Below are 19044 nucleotides of genomic sequence, written 5' to 3'. Positions count from 1 at the left end.
ATAAGAGCTTTGCGATGGCAGGGGGCATGAATATGCGCTTGGAACGATTAACTAACAATAAGATTAAGATATTCCTAACGATAGATGACTTATCCGATCGGGGATTGACCAAAGAAGATATATGGAAGGATTCGTTGAAGTGGCACCAGCTTTTTCATGATATGCTCGAAGAAGCCAGCGATGAATTCGATTTGGAGATCATCGGTTCAGTTGCAGTGGAGATCTTTTCATTGCATGCCCAGGGGATGGTCATGATCGTCACTATGATTGAACAGGATGAAGATGAGGAGCAGTTTGATGATGGAATCATAGAAATGCAGGTAACAGTCGATGGAAGCGAAGACATACTGTTTGAATTCGAAGATATCGAGGACGTGATCCCGCTGGCGAAAAGGCTCTTGGACGCCGGTATTAATGGAGGAAGCCTGCATTCCATGAATGACCATTATTATTTGCTTATGAATGGAATATTGCCTGATGAGGTCAATATGACGGTGTCTTTAATGGCAGAATACGGAGTTCCATCAATATTGAGCATCCATAGACTGCTCGAGTATGGGAACGAGATTATGGAAGAACGTGCAGTCGAAAGCCTTGTCCATTATTTTATTAAATAATGGATAGGTTTCGGCTTTTTTTAATGGGGAATTGTGTTTAAGTGGTGATGTTTAAGTCAAGTTGCTTAAGCTGAATTATCTGATAGCCTAAGAAGGGAATGTTGGAATTTCATTGATGTATTTATCACTGAAGATGACTATCTAAATACAGCATTTTCATCATGGAATGTCTTATTATTCAGTCAATTTATTATTAAGCCAATAATAATAAGGGCTTGAATGGCAGCGTTTTCATTTAATAATCAAAAAATGCGGAAAACTGTTTTTTTCTTCTTGCATAAAATAACCAAAGGTGTATACTAATCCATGAAAGCAGACAACATCCGCAAAAGTGATTTAGGAGGTTTATCAATGGTAGCCGCAAACGGTAATGAAAATCCAAATAAAGAAGACAAACATGACGTCTTACGATCTACACAAACTGTTATTCACAAGGCTTTGGAAAAACTCGGATACCCAGATGAGGTCTTTGAGCTTTTAAAGGAGCCGCTCAGGATGATGACAGTGAAAATTCCAGTCAGAATGGATGACGGATCTGTTAAAGTCTTTACTGGCTACCGGGCGCAGCACAATGATGCAGTGGGTCCAACAAAGGGAGGAATACGTTTCCATCCAAACGTATCAGAGAAAGAAGTTAAAGCCTTATCAATCTGGATGAGCTTGAAATGTGGTATTGTCGATCTGCCGTACGGCGGCGGAAAAGGCGGGATCGTTTGTGATCCTCGCGACATGTCATTCAGGGAACTGGAAAGATTGAGCCGTGGATATGTCCGTGCGATCAGCCAAATCGTAGGGCCAACAAAAGACATCCCGGCACCTGATGTTTTCACGAACTCGCAGATTATGGCTTGGATGATGGATGAATACAGCCGTATAGATGAATTTAACTCTCCAGGATTCATTACAGGCAAGCCGCTGGTACTCGGTGGTTCACATGGTCGTGAATCAGCAACAGCAAAAGGGGTTACGATTTGTATCCGCGAAGCTGCAAAGAAAAAGGGAATTGAACTTGAAGGCGCAAGAGTTGTCGTCCAGGGATTCGGTAATGCCGGAAGCTACTTAGCAAAGTTCATGCACGATGCTGGAGCGAAAATCATCGGTATATCTGATGCTTATGGTGGGCTCCATGATCCTGAAGGACTTGATATCGATTACTTGCTTGACCGTAGAGACAGTTTCGGTACAGTAACCAAATTATTCAATAATACAATTACAAATAAAGAATTGTTGGAACTTGATTGTGACATCCTTGTTCCAGCTGCGATAGAAAATCAGATTACCGAAGAAAATGCCCACAATATCAGGGCCAGTATCGTCGTTGAGGCTGCAAACGGCCCAACAACGCTTGAAGCAACAGAAATCCTTACAGAACGCGGCATCCTGCTGGTTCCGGATGTACTCGCTTCTGCAGGCGGCGTAACTGTTTCTTACTTTGAATGGGTCCAAAATAACCAGGGTTATTATTGGACAGAAGAAGAAGTGGAAGAGAAGCTTGAAAAGGTTATGGTGAAATCCTTCGACAGCATTTATGATACTGCTCAGACTCGCAGGGTAGACATGCGTCTTGCTGCCTATATGGTGGGTGTACGCAAAATGGCTGAAGCTAGCCGCTTCAGAGGATGGATCTAACATTAAAAAGGGTTCTTCATTGAATCTGAAGTTGAAATCTCCTATCATTTAATGATGGGAGATTTTTTATATGTTTTTTAGACATAACGATAAGGAGTGTTTACAATATATGACAAACGAAGATGTCATCATCATCGGGGGCGGCCCCTGCGGACTTGCAGCGGCTATAGCTTTGAAGAAAAAGGGAATGAATCCCCTCATCATTGAAAAAGGCAATATCGTGAACGCGATCTATAATTATCCCACTCACCAGACCTTCTTCAGCAGCAGTGAAAAGCTTTCGATTGGCGATGTGCCCTTCATAACCGAAAACCTTAAACCAAAACGGAATCAGGCATTGGTATATTACCGTGAAGTGGTCAAGCGGGAAAAGCTTAGGATCAATAAATATGAAAAGGTGACGGAAGTTAAAAAAGAGAGCGATGCTGTTTTTAGGGTTTCCACGGATAAACAGCAATACACTGCAAAAAACATCATCATAGCGACTGGTTACTATGATCATCCGAATCTCATGGGTATACCGGGTGAAGAGTTATCCAAGGTTTCCCACTATTTCAAAGAAGCCCATCCTTACTTCGATATGGACGTAGTGGTCATTGGCGGGAAAAACTCCAGTGTGGACGCAGCCATTGAGCTGGAGAAGGCAGGGGCACGAGTGACGGTATTGTACAGGGGTGCTGAATATTCGCCCAGCATCAAACCGTGGGTACTGCCAGAATTCGAAGCGCTTGTAAGGGCCGGTTCTGTAAAAATGGTATTCAATGCAGAAGTAAAAGAGATTGAAGAAGAATATGTGGTCTACGAGCGTGAAGGGGAACAGGTGAAATTAAAGAATGATCATGTTTTTGCGATGACAGGATACCGGCCCGACCATGCCTTCCTTAAAAAGATGGGTGTTAAAATCGAGGCAGAAACAGGAAGGCCCCACTTTGATCCCGAAACAATGGAAACTAATGTGCCAGGCATTTTTATTGCAGGAGTAATTGCTGCCGGGAACAATGCAAATGAAATTTTCATCGAGAACGGCCGGTTCCATGGCGGCCAGATTGCAGAAGCCATCTCAAGCAGATTTTAGCGTGGAAGTTATACTCAATGAATGAAAGAGAGCGGTGCCTGAATCGCACCGCTTTGTTTACGGAGAAGAATTCAATTAGGAGAATCGTGCCCTTATAGAGAGCTTTCGCATGTTATAAGGATACATTTAGGAGTTAAATGTGCCCTTTTTCAGAGTTCTCGCTTAGTATAAGGATACATTTAGGAGCTAAACGTGCCCTTATATAGCGTTTTCGCATGTTATAAGGATACATTTAGGAGCTAAACGTGCCCTTATGTAGCGTTTTCGCATGTTATAAGGATACATTTAGGAGCTAATCGTACCCTTATTGAGCTTATCTGATGTCCATAAGGGAACATTTCCTTTTCGATCACTGATAAAAAACCAAAGCGGTGCCTTCACACATACAGGCACCGCTTTTTTCATATATTATCCTGATTGTTCCATTTTATTAGAACATGAACATCTCATTGATTTCATCAATATTTTCTGTCTTGGCAAGGGCAACTAGCAATTTGATCCTTGCTTTCTGGCCGTTGAGTCCATTTGAAAAGATGACGCCCAATTCCTTCAGGTGCTTGCCGCCGCCTTCATAGCCGTAAACATCCTGGACAATGCCGGCAAAGCTTCTGGAAACGATGACGACCGGGATATTGTGCTCTAGAAAATCTGTTACACCCTCAAGTGCTGAAGGCGGCAGATTGCCTTGTCCAAGTGCTTCAATGACTACTCCATCCACATTAAGAGCTAGTATTGCTTTAAGCAGCGAAGAGTCCATTCCTGCATGTGCTTTGATCAGGGAGACCTTTTTGCTGATGTCTTCCACTGGATAGTTTTCGTGTTTCGTAGGAGTGTGATGAAAAAGAACTCCTCTTTTCGTTACGATGCCAATAGGGCCATATTGAGGGCTTTGAAAGGTTGAAATATTGCTTGTATGTGTTTTGGTCACGTTCACAGCTGTGTGAATTTCGTCATTAAGGACGACAAGGACACCCTTTCCTTTTGCTTCCGGGCTGGAAGCGACCCTTATGGATGAGATTAAATTATAGAGACCGTCAGAACCGATTTCATTGCTGGATCTCATGGCACCAGTAACAACAACCGGAAAGCTTGCCTGGCATGTAAGGTCAAGGAAATAAGCTGTTTCTTCCAGTGTGTCTGTACCATGGGTAATGACTGCGCCATCGATGGTTCCTTTTTTATCATAATCCTCAAGGATGTATTTCAAATCCATCATCTCTTTTGGTGTAATGTGTGGAGATGGCAGATTGAATGGTTCTTCAACTACCAGTTCAGCAAGACTGGATAATAGGTCGGTTCCCTGTGTCAAAGGGTTATTAGTTCCGGGCTTAACCGCTCCGCTTGTATCCTCGCTCATGGAAATGGTACCGCCAGTATGGATCAATAAAATATTTTTCTTCATAAAAATTACCTCCGAAAGACCGTTGAGAAAGAAATAATAATTCATTTTCTTTCTACTAATTACATGATACGATTAAAAAAACAAATTGAAAAGAGGACAGCATATGCTGGGAATAGTTACTGCCGGTGTAGCTCCGGGTCTGGCGCTGTTAAGTTATTTTTACTTAAAGGACCAGTATGAGTCAGAGCCGCTATCTCTGGTGTTTAAAATGTTCATATTCGGTGCATTGCTTGTATTTCCGCTTATGTTCATTCAATATGTGCTTTCTGTCGAGGGATTGTTCCAGGGTGACTTTACAAAAGCATTCGGGACGGTTGGTCTTCTAGAAGAATTCTTTAAATGGTTTATCCTTTATTATACGATTTTTCAGCATATTTCCTTTGATGAACATTATGATGGCATTATCTACGGCGTGTCTGTATCACTTGGTTTTGCATCAGCTGAAAATATATTTTATCTGCTAGCCAATGGCCTCCAGGACGCAATTGGAAGGGCGCTTCTGCCAGTATCCAGCCATGCGCTGTTTGGGGTCATAATGGGTTACTATATAGGTAAGGCAAAATTTTCACCCGGGGTTCAAAGGAAGTGGATCCTGCTATCTCTGACGGTTCCAATCCTTCTGCATGGTGTTTATGATTTCATCCTCATGACCAGGGAAGATTGGCTGGTTCTGATGGTTCCATTCATGATTTTCCTTTGGTGGCTTGGGTTGAGAAAAGTGAAAAAAGCCCGGGTACTGACTCTTCAGCAGGTCGAAAAGCAATATACAATCTGAAAAACTCTTCATTTCTAAAAAATGAAGGGTTTTTTTGTTTTGTGGAATAAAAGTCAACTCTTAACAAAAAATAGGAGTAATCTTTTAAGTACACATCTTTGGGGGTTGCATTCAATGAAGAATTTTCGGTCTATCTTGAAGGTGATGGCCGCGACGGCTTTGATCTTGTCTTTTGTACAATTCAGCCAAGTCGATCAGAGGGCTGAGGCCTTTACCAGTCAAGTGCTGCAAAAGGGTGCAGTAGGAGACGATGTTATCGAACTTCAATCGCGTCTCAAGCATATTGGTTTTTATAATGGCAAAATCGACGGAGTATTCGGTTGGGGCACCTATTGGGCTCTGCGAAACTTCCAATATGAATTTGGTTTGGAGATCGATGGAGTTGCAGGATGGGAGACGAAACTCAAGCTTGCAAAAGCGACGCCGAATGCAAAAATCGCCTGGGGCGGCGAAACGGGCGGAGGCACAACAGGCGGTGGCGGAGGTGCCCAAAGCCAACCAGCACCAAAACCAGCTGCTGCGACAAATACTCCAAATGGGTTCTCTCAAAATGATATCCAGCTCATGGCCAATGCGGTCTATGGAGAAGCCAGGGGTGAACCTTATACCGGACAGGTAGCAGTGGCGGCAGTCATTTTAAACAGAGTGGACAGTGCTACTTTCCCGAATACAGTATCAGGGGTTATTTTCGAGCCGAGAGCGTTCACAGCAGTTGCTGATGGCCAAATCTGGCTAACGCCGAACGAGACGGCAAAAAAGGCGGTCCTTGATGCAATCAATGGCTGGGATCCAACCGGAAATGCTATGTACTATTTTAATCCCGATACAGCCACCAGTGCATGGATTTGGTCACGACCACAAATCAAAAAAATCGGGAAACATATTTTTTGTAAATAGGGGTGAGTTGAATTGCTAAGAGGAATAGCCATTGCAGTCCTCGTCATAGGTATTGCCGGAACTGCCTATTGGGGTTATCAGGAGCACAGGGAAAAAACAGCCGTATTGATCAATGCTGAAAACAATTATCAACGGGCTTTTCATGATTTGACATATCAAATGGACTTGCTGAACGATAAAATTGGAACCACGCTTGCGATGAATTCAAGGAGCTCATTATCACCTCAGCTGGCGGAAGTCTGGAAAATCACTTCACAGGCCCATAGTGATGTCGGCCAGCTCCCATTGACACTATTACCCTTCAATAAAACAGAAGAGTTCTTGGCGAATGTCGGGAATTTCAGTTATAAAGCAGCGATACGGGATCTTGATAAAGAACCATTAACAGAAAAAGAATATTCGACGCTGAAAACTTTGTATGAGCAATCAGGTGAAATTCAACAGGATTTAAGAAAAGTCCAGCATATGGTACTGGAAAATAATCTCCGATGGATGGATGTAGAGCTTGCTTTGGCGACAGAAAAGGGTCAAAACGACAACACCATCATTGACGGTTTCAAGACTGTCGAGAAGACAGTTGAAAGCTATTCGGAAACTGATTTCGGACCAGCACAGATCAATCTTCAGAAAGAGGATGAAAATTTTCAAAAGCTGCCTGGCAAAAAAATATCTAAGGAAAAAGCGATCCAGATCACCAGGAAGTATACTCCGCTCAGTAAGGGCGGGAAGGTGAAGGTAACCGAAAATGGCAAAGGCTCGGATTATGGATTCTATAGTGTTTCTATCCAAAATCCCGAAACCAAGCTTGAGGCAAATATGGATATAACCAAAAAAGGGGGCTATCCAATCTGGTTTTTGCTTGATAGGGATGTGAAGAATCAAAAACTCAGTCTCAATGACGCTTCTAATAAAGCAATCGCCTTTTTAAAGGAACATAACTTTGAAAACCTGGATCTTTTCGAGAGTGCTCAGTATGACAACATCGGTGTTTTTACATTTGTCGCTACACAAGACGATGTCAGGATTTATCCTGACGCAATCAATATGAAAGTTGCGCTGGACAATGGAGATGTCATCGGCTTCTCTGCTGAGAATTATTTGAAATCCCATAAAGCAAGGGAAATTCCGCAGGCAGGAATTGAGATAGGCGAAGCAAAAAAGAAAGTCAATCCAAATCTTAAAGTGATGGATGAGAAAAAGGCCATTATCATGAACGATATTAATGAAGAGGTGTTATGCTACGAATTCACAGGAGTTCTTGGCAATGACACATTCAGGATTTATATCAATGCAGAAGACGGAACGGAAGAAAAAGTCGAAAAGCTCCATAACGCTGAACCAGTATATGAGGATGTGGTCTAAGGGAAAGCCAAGCGCTTTCCTTTTTTTATTTGGCTCTGTTAAAGCCCAATGTTGATTAAAAGCCCTGTTGATTAAGTGGAAGGGGCGTAGACTCCTCGAAAATGCTACCGCATTTCCTTCGTGCGTGGGCTGATTCGAGAAGCCAATCAATGTCCTGCGGGATGAGCAAGTCATGGGGAGACCCCGCAGGCGCATAAGCGCCGAGGAGGCTTCCCGACTGCAAGGAAGAATTGGTTTATGAAAAATCCGGCCTTTGGGATTTTTCATTATTCTTCCCCGCGGAAAGCGAAGCGCCTGGAACGAAAATCAACAGCCGAGTTTAACAGAGCCTTTCCAATGTAAGTAAATTGTAAAAATAATCCATTAAAGGACTATTGCACCAGATTAGTCCTGCATGTCATAATAAATAGTAGATAAAAACAGAGAATGGCTTACATACAATCAAAATCAAAAAACAGCATAGACAGAAGTGGGGAAGTGGATAAGCTATGATAAAAATCGGTGATAACATCATCCTTGAGCATAAGTATTCCGACAGCTTTGAACAATATAAGTGTAAACTTGTTGAGCGAAAAGGCGATGATTTGTACATTGACTATCCGGTAAATATGAATACCAACCGAACGGTGTTCTTGCTTGAGAGTACACCGTTGAAGGCTAATTTTGTTACAGATTCAGGTTCTCATTATTATTTTGATACCGAAGTCAAAGGCAGGATCAAGCTTAATATCCCAATGGTTATTCTCTCGTATCCAGGCAATGATCGCCTCATTAAGGTCCAGCGCAGGCAATTTGTCCGGGTGGAAACCTCCGTGGATGTGGCTGTTTATTCTAGCAAAGGTGAATTTACTCCATTCACCACTGTTACTGACGATATCAGTGCTGGAGGAACTGCATTGCTGATTGATAAAAAAAGCAGTTTGAAGCAGGGGATGGAGATTGAATGCTGGTTTGCCCTCCCGATGCAAAATGGAGGATTTGAATACAGGAAGTTCCGTGGCAAAGTGGTGCGGATCATCGATGGACCAGGCCATATGAATAAGGCCTCTGTACAATTCTTCGATTCTTCAGGGATCGACAGGCAGATGCTTCTCAGATTCTGCTTCGAAAGACAGCTTGAAATGAAGAAAAAGGGACTTCCTGTTTAAAAGGAATAAATACCCGGTAATGCTCCAATAATAGAATAAAAGTTTATTTTACAGGAGCATTAGACATGAAAACATTTGAAAGAATCTTAATCAAGATTGCCATTATCCAATTTGTTTTTTTAGTGTTCGCTCAAGTATTTTTTCATGAAATCAATGCTTTTCCCGAGCTTAAGCAAATTACTCAATACGAGGGTGTAACGGATAATAACCATTCTGAAGTCTTGAAGTCAATCAGAAGCAAAGAGTAAGCAGGCAGGAAGCCTGCTTACTTTTTATATTTAGGATAATAAAATCTATTGGCATAGCTCTGAGAGTTATGAAAAGGAAAATCCTTTTGTAAGCTGGGTAGAGGCAAAGTTTAGAAAAGTGCCTTAAAAAAAGTGTTGATTAGCGAGGATTAAAAGATTTTTGTGTTAAAATATAAGAGTATATCAAGTAACAACTAGAAGGGTACCAGGAGGAAATATGAGTAGACGAATTTCAATTGCCATAGACGGACCTGCAGCTGCAGGAAAAAGTACGGTTGCCAAAATTGTAGCCGAAAAACTGACATATATATACATCGATACAGGTGCGATGTACAGAGCACTTACATACAAGGCTTTAAACAAAGGAGCCAGCCTGGATAACGAATCACAATTGATTGAAATCTTAAACGATACTGTAATCGAACTGATGCCTGGAGAAGCAGGCCAAAAGGTTCTGTTGGATGGAATCGAGGTCACCAATGAGATTAGAAGTGCGGAGGTGACAAATCAAGTATCATATGTAGCGGTACATGAACTTGTCAGGAAAGAGATGGTCAATCGCCAGCAGCAGTTTGCAGTTGATGGCGGTGTCGTAATGGACGGAAGGGATATCGGTACGCATGTTTTGCCGAACGCCGAGGTAAAGGTATTTTTACTTGCGAGTGTGGAGGAAAGGGCACAGCGCCGTCATTCTGAGAATATTCAAAAAGGTTTCCCATCTGATCTGGAAAAGTTAAAAGAAGAGATTGCCGCACGTGACAAAATTGATTCTGAGCGGGAAGTAGCCCCTCTGAAAAAAGCGCATGATGCAGTCGAAATCGATACAACTTCTTTATCAATCCAGGATGTAGTAGGGAAAATTATGGATTTAGCACTTGAAAGGATCGGATGAAATTGACGTTTTATTCGTTTGCAAGGTCATTAGTTAATTCTGTTTTAAGTCCAATATATCGGATTGAAGTGATTGGCAAAGAAAATATGCCAGCCGATGGCGGTGTGCTGTTATGTGCCAATCATATTGATAACCTGGATCCCCCTGTAGTTGGGATTACTGCGCCTCGTCCTGTCCATTTCATGGCGAAGGAGGAGCTTTTCTCTGTACCGCTACTTGGGAAAATTGTTCCTCACCTAAATGCTTTCCCGGTTAAAAGGGGAATGAGCGACAGAGAGGCTTTAAGAAAGGGCCTGGGAATTTTAAAGGATGGAAAGGTTTTAGGTTTGTTTCCAGAGGGAACAAGAAGCAAGACAGGTGAAATGGGCAAGGGACTTGCAGGGGCGGGCTTCTTTGCTCTTCGATCTGAGGCTCATGTTGTTCCGTGTGCGATCATCGGTCCATACAAAGCATTCAAGAAATTGAAGGTGGTATATGGGAAGCCAATTGATATGGAGTCTATTAAAGAAAAAAAGTTAAATGCAGAACAGACGACAGACCTAATTATGAGTGAAATACAGGCACTGATTAACAAATATAAGTAATGTTTCTTGCTTGACAAAAATGTCTGTTTGTAAGAAGTTATTAAGAAGAGATATTTTTAGAATTTTCACTTAGTGGCTAATTAATGTGTTTTTTAAGTGGCTTTATGCCACAAAGCATATATTTGCAGCAGTCATGGATTAAGGAGGAGTACATATGTCAGAAGATATGAACCAAATCGAGGTAAAGAACTTTGAGGCCGGAGACCGTGTTAAAGGCCAAGTAACGAAAGTCGAAGAAAAGCAAGTTTTAGTAAATATCGAAGGAAGCAAGCTGGACGGCATCATTCCGATCAGTGAGCTGTCAAGCCTTCATGTTGAAAAGGCAGACGATGCAGTTTCGGTCGGCGATGAGCTGGATTTGGAAGTACAAAAGGTTGAAGAAGAAGCTTTAATTCTTTCAAAGAGAAAAGTAGATGCTGAAAAAGCTTGGGAAGAATTAAAAGGTAAGTTTGAGAGTGGAGAAGTATTTGAGGCAGAAGTGAAAGATGTGGTAAAAGGCGGTCTGGTAGTGGATCTTGGTGTCCGCGGTTTCGTTCCGGCATCACTTGTAGAATCATACTTTGTTGAGGATTTCTCCGATTACAAGGGAAAAACGCTGAGCTTTAAAATCGTAGAGCTTGATCAGGAGAAGAACCGCTTGATTCTTTCTCACCGTGCAGTGGTGGAAGAAGAGCAAGGCAAGAAGAAGCAGGACTTGCTTGCGGCTATCCAATCTGGACAGGTTATTGAAGGCACAGTTCAAAGAATCACTGATTTTGGAGCGTTCGTGGATATCGGCGGAGTGGATGGACTTGTCCATATTTCTCAGCTTTCCCACGAGCATGTAGAAAAGCCATCCGATGTTGTTTCGGAAGGGCAGCAGGTTCAAGTTAAAGTGTTGAGCGTAGATCGTGACAATGAGCGTATATCACTATCTATCAAAGAAACACTGCCTGGACCATGGTCCGATATTGATGAGAAAGCTCCGAAGGGAAGCACTCTGGAAGGAAAAGTGAAGCGTTTGGTTTCTTACGGTGCATTTGTAGAAGTATTCCCTGGTGTTGAGGGCCTTGTCCACATTTCACAAATTTCTCATAAGCATATTGGCACTCCGCATGAAGTCCTTCAAGAGGGGCAGACTGTAAAAGTGAAGGTGCTTGACGTAAACAAGGCAGACCAAAGACTATCACTCAGCATGAAGGAGTTCGAAGAAAGAGAAAGCAATGAGGCTTTCGATTATGAACTTCCTGAGGAAACAAAGGGCTTCAGCCTGGGTGATATGATCGGAGACAAGCTAAAGAATCTAAAACAGTAATGGTGATATAATGTGTCAAGATCAAAACGTAAATGGGACCATATACAATATGCCCTTCAAACAGGCCAGAAACGCCTAACCGGTTTTGATGATCTTAAGTTTGTAAACCAAAGCTTACCTGGATCAAAGCTTGATTCAGTAAAATTGGAGACTGAAATTGGCGAACTTTCTTTAAGTTCGCCAATTTTTATAAATGCAATGACAGGCGGCGGCGGAGAGAGAACTTACCGAATCAATCGTGAATTGGCTATAGCGGCAAGGGAAACTCGATCGGCCATTGCTGTAGGCTCGCAAATGGCTGCGTTGAAGGATCCGGACGAACGGAGAAGTTATGAAGTTGTAAGGGAAATGCACCCCCACGGCATTATCCTTGCCAATTTGGGCAGTGAAGCAACAGTGGTGCAGGCTCGAGCTGCAATCGATATGATCCAGGCGGATGCACTGCAAATTCATCTAAATGTAGTGCAGGAGTTGACAATGCCTGAAGGCGACAGGGATTTTGAAGGTGCGTTAGCGAGAATCGTGGAAATCCAACAAAGCGTCGGTATCCCAGTAGTTGTGAAAGAAGTGGGGTTTGGCATAGGTGCAGAGGCCGCTGCTTTACTTTACTCGTCAGGAATAAGATATGTTGATGTTGGGGGATATGGCGGAACCAATTTTGCAGAAATAGAAAATAAGCGGCGGAACCGTTTATTGACGTTTTTTGAAGATTGGGGAATCCCCACTGCTGCCTCGATTATTGAAACAAAGTCTGCTTCACAAGAGCTTTCTGTTATAGCTTCAGGCGGAATACAGACCAGCCTGGATATAGTAAAAGCCCTAGCCGCTGGTGCTGACGCAGCCGCAATGGCAGGGTACTTGCTTAAGACTTTGATGGAGAATGGGACAGAAGAGTTGATCAAGGAAATCAACCTGGTAAAAAAAGAACTTGCTATTATCATGACAGCACTGGGTGTACATACAATCGGTGAGCTAAAAAGTGTTCCTTTGGTCATAGCTGGAGAAACTTATCACTGGCTTGAGCAAAGAGGGATTGATACGAGTACATTTGCTAGAAGGCAAAAAAAATGAACTGAATAGTCCGGTTTAGCCCCCTGCAGAGTCTGCAGGGGGCTTTTTCTGCTGATTGAATTTCACTGAACGATTTTCAACCCAGCTCCACAGTATGTTGCATTTTTACAAATCCATGGTTTCGCGCGCTTAACTATACTTGCCATCATTTAACGAACGTGCTTCTTCAGGGCTTTGCATTTTTGTGGCACCTGGATAGTGCAAAGCTTGGTCGCGGTCAGACTCCACTCGTCCGCTGTTTTTTAGTTTCTTTTCCTGTCTGTCTTTGCCCATATTTCACACCTCCTGAATTTTTTACAGTCCTAACAGGAAATAGTCAAGCCTTGGGCTATTTCCTGTCATAGTTTTCCCTATCTTTTCTGTTTTACAGCTGTAATAAAGTTACTCCTTTATTCAACCTGGTACAGCTAAAAAACTTTCTGCAAAAAAGATTAAATTACATAACGATTTACCATAATGGAAATGATAGGAGGGGTTGAATGGAAGGGTTGTACTTTTATTGGCTGGCTTGGATGGGATGGGTTTGGACTACTTTCTTCATGAATAAAAATAATCCGCTGAGGCTGAAATGGTCTGTTCTTTTGCTGGCTGTCATTCTTGCTGCGCCATACACAGCTGATGTCGTGAATATTGAAATTCATCTATCCGCTTTGGCAATTGGCTTGTTTATTTTTTTAGAAACAAGGCAAAAAAAGACTGGCTCATTACTGTATTTATTTTTATCTTCGTTCATTATCATGCTTGCCTATACAAGTTTTTTGCTGTTCGAATTATTTGATCCGGTATGGGTGTTGTTCGATCGGAACATCATGCTTGGGGCAGCAGGTTTTTATCTGGCAGTCCTGTTACATAAAGAAAGGCGAGACCGTATATTGGCATTGATTTCAGGTTTTTTGCAGGGAGATATCTTATTTTCTGCGATTCTGTGGAAATTCAATTTTCCATATCCTGCTGCTTCCATGGCGTTTATGGACATCCTGTTCATTTCTCTCGGCCTTCTCCTCGCCTGGGCAGCAATTGAATCAATGATTTCGGTGATGTCCGGCAGTACAATCAATCAAGTTGAAGGGGAGGAACAAAAGACTTCATGAATGAATATACGTTACCAATCGTATTCGGAATTGCTATAGGAACCCTATCGAGACTTTTTATGCTGAGGACCGATTATCGTCAGTATCCAACATATTTACATGGGAAAATCATTCATGTAGCCCTTGGATTCATTGCGGCGGGACTTGGCACTGTTGCAGGGCCTGCAATCATGGAGGAAGAGTTCACGGCGATCACATTCCTGACCCTTGCTGCATCACAGTTCAGGGAAGTCAGGAATATGGAGAGAAATACTCTCACCGAACTTGATAGCTATGAACTGGTTTCCCGTGGAAAGACGTATATTGAGGGGATTGCGATTGCTTTTGAAAGCCGTAACTACCTTGTTATTTTCACCTCCCTTGTCAGTACCCTTGCCTATTTGATTTTTAACATTTGGGCAGGAATCATTGCGGCAATCATCGCGATGTTCATATCACATAAGCTGATGTCAGGCGGAAAGCTGAAGGACATTGTTGAAATCGAGTATATGGAACCAAGGTTTGATGGTGCAGGGCTGTATGTGGACAACATCTATATCATGAACATTGGTCTTCCTGAAAGGCAGAAAGAGGTTCTTCGTTATGGCATGGGATTTATTTTAAAACCGAAGAACATGAATGCCCGATCTACAATAGCCAACCTTGGGCAGAGGCAGGCTGTGCTGCATGATTTGTCAACAGCACTTGGTGTATATCGTGATTCTGGCACACCGGCGCTTGTTCCCCTGGCAAAAAGAGACCTTGACGATGGCAGAGTAGGAGTTTTCGTGCTGCCGCAGGAACGGGATATCGAGCGGGCATTAACAGTGATTGGGGATGTGCCAACACTGGAGAATGCGATCAGGATGCCTTCTGAAAAAAAGAGCAATGAAGGGAGCGGGGCTCAATGATGCTAGAGAAATTCGTCCTTGCCGCCATCACAACTAACCCTAAAAAAATACCATCCGGAACAGCCGTTTTTCATTGCGATTCAAAGGAAGAAATGGAGAAGGTTGCAGCGAACCTTGAAGCCATCCTGGATGGAATTGCCCATGCGCTGACTGAGGACCTTTACATTATCGTAAAACACTGACAAGAAATGTTTTCATTGCCTGATTAAGGCATCTTTTGATAAACTGATTAAGCCAGACCCTTCTGTATACCAAGAAGGGTTTATTTTATAAGTGTCATCCGTTTCTTGTATGGATGGTATTAAATTAATAATGAGAACTATAAAATTCTGAGTTTGACATTGTTATGGCCCAGGTCCTTGACCTGCACAAATAGAATTTTTGAAAGGGTGATGTTCATGACGAAACCAGTGGTAGCTATCGTTGGACGTCCGAATGTCGGCAAGTCTACGATTTTTAACCGAATCGTTGGTGAACGTATTTCGATCGTTGAAGATATTCCTGGAGTAACGAGGGATCGTATATACAGTTCAGCTGAATGGCTGACACATGATTTTAATATTATTGATACTGGTGGCATTGATTTGGGGGACGAGCCTTTTCTAGATCAAATCCGCCAGCAGGCTGAAATTGCGATTGATGAGGCAGATGTCATCATTTTCCTTGTCAACGGCAGAGAGGGAGTAACGGCTGCTGACGAAGAAGTCGCAAAAATCCTTTATCGTTCAAACAAGCCTGTCGTCCTTGCGGTCAATAAAATTGACAATCCGGAAATGAGAGACATGATTTACGACTTTTATGCTCTTGGATTCGGAGAGCCTTTCCCAATCTCTGGTTCACACGGATTAGGTCTGGGTGATTTGCTGGATGAGGCGGCTAAGCATTTTCCAAAGGAAAAGGAAGACGAGTATGATAAAGATGCGATTAAGTTTTCCTTGATTGGCCGCCCGAATGTCGGAAAGTCTTCATTAGTGAATGCGATTCTTGGGGAAGACCGCGTCATTGTAAGTGATATAGCGGGAACGACAAGAGACGCAATTGACTCGCAGGTAACTTACGATGGACAAAAATATGTGATCATTGATACCGCGGGTATGCGCAAAAAAGGCAAAGTGTATGAAACCACTGAAAAATACAGTGTTTTAAGAGCCTTAAGGGCAATCGAGCGCTCGGATGTCGTCCTTGTTGTCATCAATGCAGAAGAAGGCATCATCGAGCAGGATAAGCACATTGCCGGGTATGCCGAGGAAGCAGGCCGTGCAGTCATCATCGTTGTCAACAAATGGGATGCCATTGAAAAAGACGAAAAGACCATGAAGGAATATGAGGAAAAAATCCGTGCCCATTTCCAATTCCTGAGCTATGCTCCTATTGTCTTCTTATCGGCCAAGACAAAGAAAAGAATCCACACTTTGATGCCGATGATTGATATGGCGAGTGAAAACCATGCAATGAGAGTCCAGACAAATATCCTGAATGAAGTCGTCATGGACGCTGTTGCAATGAATCCAACTCCTACAGACAAAGGGAAAAGGCTGAAGATTTATTATGCGACACAGGTATCAGTAAAGCCGCCTACATTTGTTGTCTTTGTCAATGAACCGGAATTAATGCATTTTTCTTATGAGCGATTCCTTGAAAACAGGATCAGGGATGCCTTTGATTTTACAGGCACACCAATCAAGATATTTGCGAGACAAAGAAAATAAGATAAAGGTTGTGGTTTAAATGGAAAGGAAGAGTGAGAAAGTAGCTGTTCTTGGGGCCGGGAGCTGGGGAACGGCTTTGGCAATGGTACTTGCCGACAATGGGCATGAAGTTCGTCTTTGGGGACACAACCCAGTGCAAATTGATGAAATCAATCTCCACCATACCAACAAGAAATACCTTCCTGAAATTACTCTGCCTGCAACCATCATTGGGCATTCTTCGCTTCAGGAGTCATTGGCCGGCATAAGTACCGTGATTTTAGCGGTTCCTACAAAAGCGATCCGTGAAGTGATCAGGAAGATGATTGAAGTAACTTCAGAACCTTTGGTCATTGTCCACGTCAGCAAAGGTATCGAACCCGATTCTTTGCTGCGTATTTCTGAAATGATTGAAGAGGAAATGCCTGAGGACTTGTTAGAAAGCGTTGTAGTCTTATCCGGCCCAAGTCATGCCGAGGAGGTAAGCCTGCGTCACCCTACAACGGTTACTGTATCTTCAAAGAACATGGGAGCAGCTGAAAAAATCCAGGACTTGTTCATCAATAATAATTTTAGAGTTTACACGAATCCAGATTTGATCGGTGTGGAAATTGGCGGGGCGCTTAAGAATATTATTGCACTTGCTGCCGGTATTTCAGATGGATTAGGTTACGGTGATAATGCCAAGGCCGCTTTAATTACCAGAGGTCTCGCCGAAATTGCCCGCCTTGGTGTCAAAATGGGGGCAAGTCCATTGACTTTTTCTGGTTTGACAGGAATTGGGGACCTGATTGTTACATGTACCAGTGTCCATTCCAGGAACTGGCGGGCAGGAAACCTGCTTGGTAAAGGCCAGAACCTTGAGGAAGTACTGGAGAATATGGGAATGGTCGTAGAAGGAGTCCGCACAACGAAGGCGGCTTTTCAGCTCGCAGAAAAGTATGGAGTCAATATGCCAATTACGAATGCGCTATATAGCATTCTTTTCAACGGCGTCAACCCAAAGGACGCTGTTGATGGGCTGATGTCCCGAGAGAAAACTCACGAGATGGAAGATCTGGCAGACATTCTTGGCGGGAAAATCTGACTGAAAAAAATTTTTTATGAATAATGTTGCCAATATGGGCATTCGAGGATGCGATTTCTCACATGCTCGCATAAGATGCAACGAAGCAAACTGGTGGTTTGAACTGGGTGTTAGGGTATTTAGTCATGTAGGCTGAGGTAAAGTTGTCCGCCCCTTCTTTACCTCAGCTTTTTTTGCATTAATTTAGGTTAATTTGCACCCATGATTGCACCTTGTGTTATAATACTTCTCGGAAAAGGGAGGGGTTTTACAGTGTCACCCGCTTTATTGAAAATGTATATTTCTTTTGTTGGTATGGGCAGTATGATATTATCATTGTTCGCCATTTATTTAAGCCGCTATAAGTTAAAAGGCTTTTTCAAGATAGCCACGGCAATCATTGCCTACATATTGATGATCATCGCAGGGCTGATAATTTTCTTTGTCGTTTTCAGCGGCCCGACGAGCGAATAAAATACATAGGTTTAAAGGGTTGGGATCAATGAAGAAAATCCGATTTTATTTGTCAGTCATCATGGTCTTGCTTACATTGACTGGCTGTATGTACCCGGAAGAAAAGCTTGTACAGAATCAGGTACCATATAAGGACCAATTAGACAGTGTCCAGTCTGCAGTTGATCAGTACAAGGAAGCAAATGGCGGCTTGCTGCCAATCAAGACAAAGGATGCAGAAACACCAATTTATCAAAAGTATCCAGTAGATTTTAAGAAAATCGTTCCGAGATTTATCGCTGAGGCCCCTGGCAATGCTTATGAAAATGGCGGCCTGTTTCAATATGTCCTTGTTGACGCGGAAACTGATCCAAAAGTGAAGTTGCTTGACCTGAGGATGGCAGAGACAATCCGTGAGATAAAAATGAGGATCAATGCCACTGGATATCCTCCATTCAAGGAAAAGATCGCGGAAAATGTGTACACGCTCGACTTCAAAAAGATTGGCTATGAAGAGGAGCCTGTGGTCGTAAGTCCGTTCACAAATCAAAACCTGCATTTTATCATCTCTACTGATGGAGAAATTTATGTAGATTACCGAAGCGATCTCTACCAGGCTATTAAATCATCAAAACAAGAGCTTGAAGAGGGTGTCGATATACGTGATATCCTCGCAGATAATTCCATGTTCGTACCAGCCTATTCTTTGCCTTATGCCATTGATAAGGAGACCGGTGAGCCAGTCTTTCTGGTCAAGGACTAGAGTGAGTTTCATACCGTAGGCTTGAGCCCAAGCGCATTTCTAATAAATTTGTCATAACCCTGCTTCTGCAAAATATATTGTAGAAGCAGGGTTTTTTTG

At 42.7% G+C, this 19044-nt stretch carries 21 protein-coding genes; 19 read left to right on the top strand and 2 right to left on the bottom strand.

Features of this window, described 5'->3' with window-relative positions; translation table 11 throughout:
• Positions 1-32: 32 nt before the first annotated feature.
• From RH061_RS15235 to RH061_RS15225, 3 genes are all read left to right on the top strand, one after another.
• A complete protein-coding gene (locus RH061_RS15235; protein ID WP_311071394.1) occupies positions 33-617 on the top strand; it encodes a genetic competence negative regulator in 585 nt (194 codons plus the stop codon).
• Between the two features lie 351 nt (positions 618-968).
• Complete coding sequence (locus tag RH061_RS15230; protein WP_167831393.1) at positions 969-2246, top strand: Glu/Leu/Phe/Val family dehydrogenase; 1278 nt, start codon at positions 969-971, stop codon at positions 2244-2246.
• 109 nt (positions 2247-2355) lie between these two features.
• On the top strand, positions 2356-3321 hold the full coding sequence (locus RH061_RS15225; RefSeq protein WP_311071391.1) for a YpdA family putative bacillithiol disulfide reductase: 966 nt from the start codon (positions 2356-2358) through the stop codon (positions 3319-3321).
• 430 nt (positions 3322-3751) lie between these two features.
• On the opposite strand, the gene RH061_RS15220 is transcribed toward RH061_RS15225, so the two are convergent.
• Positions 3752-4723, bottom strand: coding sequence for an asparaginase (locus RH061_RS15220; RefSeq protein WP_311071390.1), 972 nt, complete (start codon positions 4721-4723; stop codon positions 3752-3754).
• 103 nt (positions 4724-4826) lie between these two features.
• Here RH061_RS15220 and prsW point away from each other — a divergent pair, with 103 nt between their 5' ends.
• The 9 genes from prsW (at position 4827) to fni (ending at position 12994) form a co-directional block, all read left to right on the top strand.
• A complete protein-coding gene (gene prsW, locus RH061_RS15215) occupies positions 4827-5498 on the top strand; it encodes a glutamic-type intramembrane protease PrsW (protein ID WP_311071388.1) in 672 nt (223 codons plus the stop codon).
• A gap of 144 nt (positions 5499-5642) precedes the next feature.
• The gene (gene sleB / locus RH061_RS15210; protein ID WP_396654896.1) at positions 5643-6395 is read left to right on the top strand and encodes a spore cortex-lytic enzyme; all 753 of its coding nucleotides are present in this window, start codon (positions 5643-5645) and stop codon (positions 6393-6395) included.
• A gap of 12 nt (positions 6396-6407) precedes the next feature.
• Positions 6408-7757 carry a germination protein YpeB gene (gene ypeB, locus RH061_RS15205; RefSeq protein ID WP_311071384.1) on the top strand — a complete coding sequence of 450 codons (1350 nt, stop codon included), beginning with the start codon at positions 6408-6410 and terminating at the stop codon, positions 7755-7757.
• A gap of 488 nt (positions 7758-8245) precedes the next feature.
• Entirely contained in the window at positions 8246-8905 is a 660-nt protein-coding gene (locus RH061_RS15200) for a flagellar brake protein (RefSeq protein ID WP_311071382.1), read from the top strand.
• Between the two features lie 65 nt (positions 8906-8970).
• On the top strand, positions 8971-9153 hold the full coding sequence (locus RH061_RS15195; protein WP_311071380.1) for a YpfB family protein: 183 nt from the start codon (positions 8971-8973) through the stop codon (positions 9151-9153).
• 217 nt (positions 9154-9370) lie between these two features.
• Positions 9371-10045 (top strand): (d)CMP kinase, encoded by a 675-nt coding sequence (cmk, locus tag RH061_RS15190; RefSeq protein ID WP_311071378.1) that lies wholly within the window; start codon positions 9371-9373, stop codon positions 10043-10045.
• A 2-nt stretch (positions 10046-10047) separates the two neighbouring features.
• On the top strand, positions 10048-10629 hold the full coding sequence (locus RH061_RS15185) for a lysophospholipid acyltransferase family protein (RefSeq protein WP_311071376.1): 582 nt from the start codon (positions 10048-10050) through the stop codon (positions 10627-10629).
• A 154-nt stretch (positions 10630-10783) separates the two neighbouring features.
• The gene (gene rpsA / locus RH061_RS15180) at positions 10784-11923 is read left to right on the top strand and encodes a 30S ribosomal protein S1 (RefSeq protein ID WP_311071374.1); all 1140 of its coding nucleotides are present in this window, start codon (positions 10784-10786) and stop codon (positions 11921-11923) included.
• A 12-nt stretch (positions 11924-11935) separates the two neighbouring features.
• Entirely contained in the window at positions 11936-12994 is a 1059-nt protein-coding gene (gene fni, locus RH061_RS15175; protein WP_311071373.1) for a type 2 isopentenyl-diphosphate Delta-isomerase, read from the top strand.
• Between the two features lie 129 nt (positions 12995-13123).
• Here fni and RH061_RS15170 read toward each other — a convergent pair whose 3' ends face one another.
• Positions 13124-13267 carry a YpzI family protein gene (locus RH061_RS15170; protein WP_311071372.1) on the bottom strand — a complete coding sequence of 48 codons (144 nt, stop codon included), beginning with the start codon at positions 13265-13267 and terminating at the stop codon, positions 13124-13126.
• A 206-nt stretch (positions 13268-13473) separates the two neighbouring features.
• On the opposite strand from RH061_RS15170, the gene RH061_RS15165 reads away from it, so the two are divergent.
• The 7 genes from RH061_RS15165 (at position 13474) to RH061_RS15135 (ending at position 18945) form a co-directional block, all read left to right on the top strand.
• Positions 13474-14085 carry a YphA family membrane protein gene (locus RH061_RS15165; protein ID WP_311071370.1) on the top strand — a complete coding sequence of 204 codons (612 nt, stop codon included), beginning with the start codon at positions 13474-13476 and terminating at the stop codon, positions 14083-14085.
• On the top strand, positions 14082-14975 hold the full coding sequence (locus tag RH061_RS15160) for a YIEGIA family protein (protein WP_311071369.1): 894 nt from the start codon (positions 14082-14084) through the stop codon (positions 14973-14975). The genes RH061_RS15165 and RH061_RS15160 overlap by 4 nt, the downstream gene beginning before the upstream one ends.
• Positions 14972-15157, top strand: a complete 186-nt coding sequence (locus RH061_RS15155) for a capping complex subunit for YIEGIA (RefSeq protein WP_214906745.1) — start codon at positions 14972-14974, stop codon at positions 15155-15157. The genes RH061_RS15160 and RH061_RS15155 overlap by 4 nt, the downstream gene beginning before the upstream one ends.
• A gap of 216 nt (positions 15158-15373) precedes the next feature.
• Positions 15374-16684 carry a ribosome biogenesis GTPase Der gene (gene der, locus RH061_RS15150; protein WP_167831378.1) on the top strand — a complete coding sequence of 437 codons (1311 nt, stop codon included), beginning with the start codon at positions 15374-15376 and terminating at the stop codon, positions 16682-16684.
• A gap of 19 nt (positions 16685-16703) precedes the next feature.
• A complete protein-coding gene (locus tag RH061_RS15145) occupies positions 16704-17750 on the top strand; it encodes an NAD(P)H-dependent glycerol-3-phosphate dehydrogenase (RefSeq protein WP_311071365.1) in 1047 nt (348 codons plus the stop codon).
• Positions 17751-18002: 252 nt separating this feature from the next.
• Positions 18003-18203 carry a DUF2768 domain-containing protein gene (locus tag RH061_RS15140; RefSeq protein ID WP_167831376.1) on the top strand — a complete coding sequence of 67 codons (201 nt, stop codon included), beginning with the start codon at positions 18003-18005 and terminating at the stop codon, positions 18201-18203.
• A gap of 28 nt (positions 18204-18231) precedes the next feature.
• Entirely contained in the window at positions 18232-18945 is a 714-nt protein-coding gene (locus RH061_RS15135) for a hypothetical protein (RefSeq protein ID WP_311071363.1), read from the top strand.
• The last annotated feature ends 99 nt before the right edge of the window (positions 18946-19044 follow it).

The organism is Mesobacillus jeotgali (genome assembly GCF_031759225.1).
Lineage (GTDB): Bacteria > Bacillota > Bacilli > Bacillales > Cytobacillaceae > Mesobacillus > Mesobacillus jeotgali_B.
The sequence above is the reverse complement of the archived record's forward strand: the minus strand, read 5'-3'. Positions and strand labels throughout refer to the sequence as shown.

Coding starts and splice junctions, on each gene's coding strand:
- RH061_RS15235 (WP_311071394.1), top strand. CDS start 33: ATGCGCTTGGAACGATTAACTAACAATAAGATTAAGATATTCCTAACG.
- RH061_RS15230 (WP_167831393.1), top strand. CDS start 969: ATGGTAGCCGCAAACGGTAATGAAAATCCAAATAAAGAAGACAAACAT.
- RH061_RS15225 (WP_311071391.1), top strand. CDS start 2,356: ATGACAAACGAAGATGTCATCATCATCGGGGGCGGCCCCTGCGGACTT.
- RH061_RS15220 (WP_311071390.1), bottom strand. CDS start 4,723: ATGAAGAAAAATATTTTATTGATCCATACTGGCGGTACCATTTCCATG.
- prsW (WP_311071388.1), top strand. CDS start 4,827: ATGCTGGGAATAGTTACTGCCGGTGTAGCTCCGGGTCTGGCGCTGTTA.
- sleB (WP_396654896.1), top strand. CDS start 5,643: ATGGCCGCGACGGCTTTGATCTTGTCTTTTGTACAATTCAGCCAAGTC.
- RH061_RS15200 (WP_311071382.1), top strand. CDS start 8,246: ATGATAAAAATCGGTGATAACATCATCCTTGAGCATAAGTATTCCGAC.
- RH061_RS15195 (WP_311071380.1), top strand. CDS start 8,971: ATGAAAACATTTGAAAGAATCTTAATCAAGATTGCCATTATCCAATTT.
- cmk (WP_311071378.1), top strand. CDS start 9,371: ATGAGTAGACGAATTTCAATTGCCATAGACGGACCTGCAGCTGCAGGA.
- rpsA (WP_311071374.1), top strand. CDS start 10,784: ATGTCAGAAGATATGAACCAAATCGAGGTAAAGAACTTTGAGGCCGGA.
- RH061_RS15170 (WP_311071372.1), bottom strand. CDS start 13,267: ATGGGCAAAGACAGACAGGAAAAGAAACTAAAAAACAGCGGACGAGTG.
- RH061_RS15165 (WP_311071370.1), top strand. CDS start 13,474: ATGGAAGGGTTGTACTTTTATTGGCTGGCTTGGATGGGATGGGTTTGG.
- RH061_RS15160 (WP_311071369.1), top strand. CDS start 14,082: ATGAATGAATATACGTTACCAATCGTATTCGGAATTGCTATAGGAACC.
- RH061_RS15155 (WP_214906745.1), top strand. CDS start 14,972: ATGATGCTAGAGAAATTCGTCCTTGCCGCCATCACAACTAACCCTAAA.
- der (WP_167831378.1), top strand. CDS start 15,374: ATGACGAAACCAGTGGTAGCTATCGTTGGACGTCCGAATGTCGGCAAG.
- RH061_RS15145 (WP_311071365.1), top strand. CDS start 16,704: ATGGAAAGGAAGAGTGAGAAAGTAGCTGTTCTTGGGGCCGGGAGCTGG.
- RH061_RS15135 (WP_311071363.1), top strand. CDS start 18,232: ATGAAGAAAATCCGATTTTATTTGTCAGTCATCATGGTCTTGCTTACA.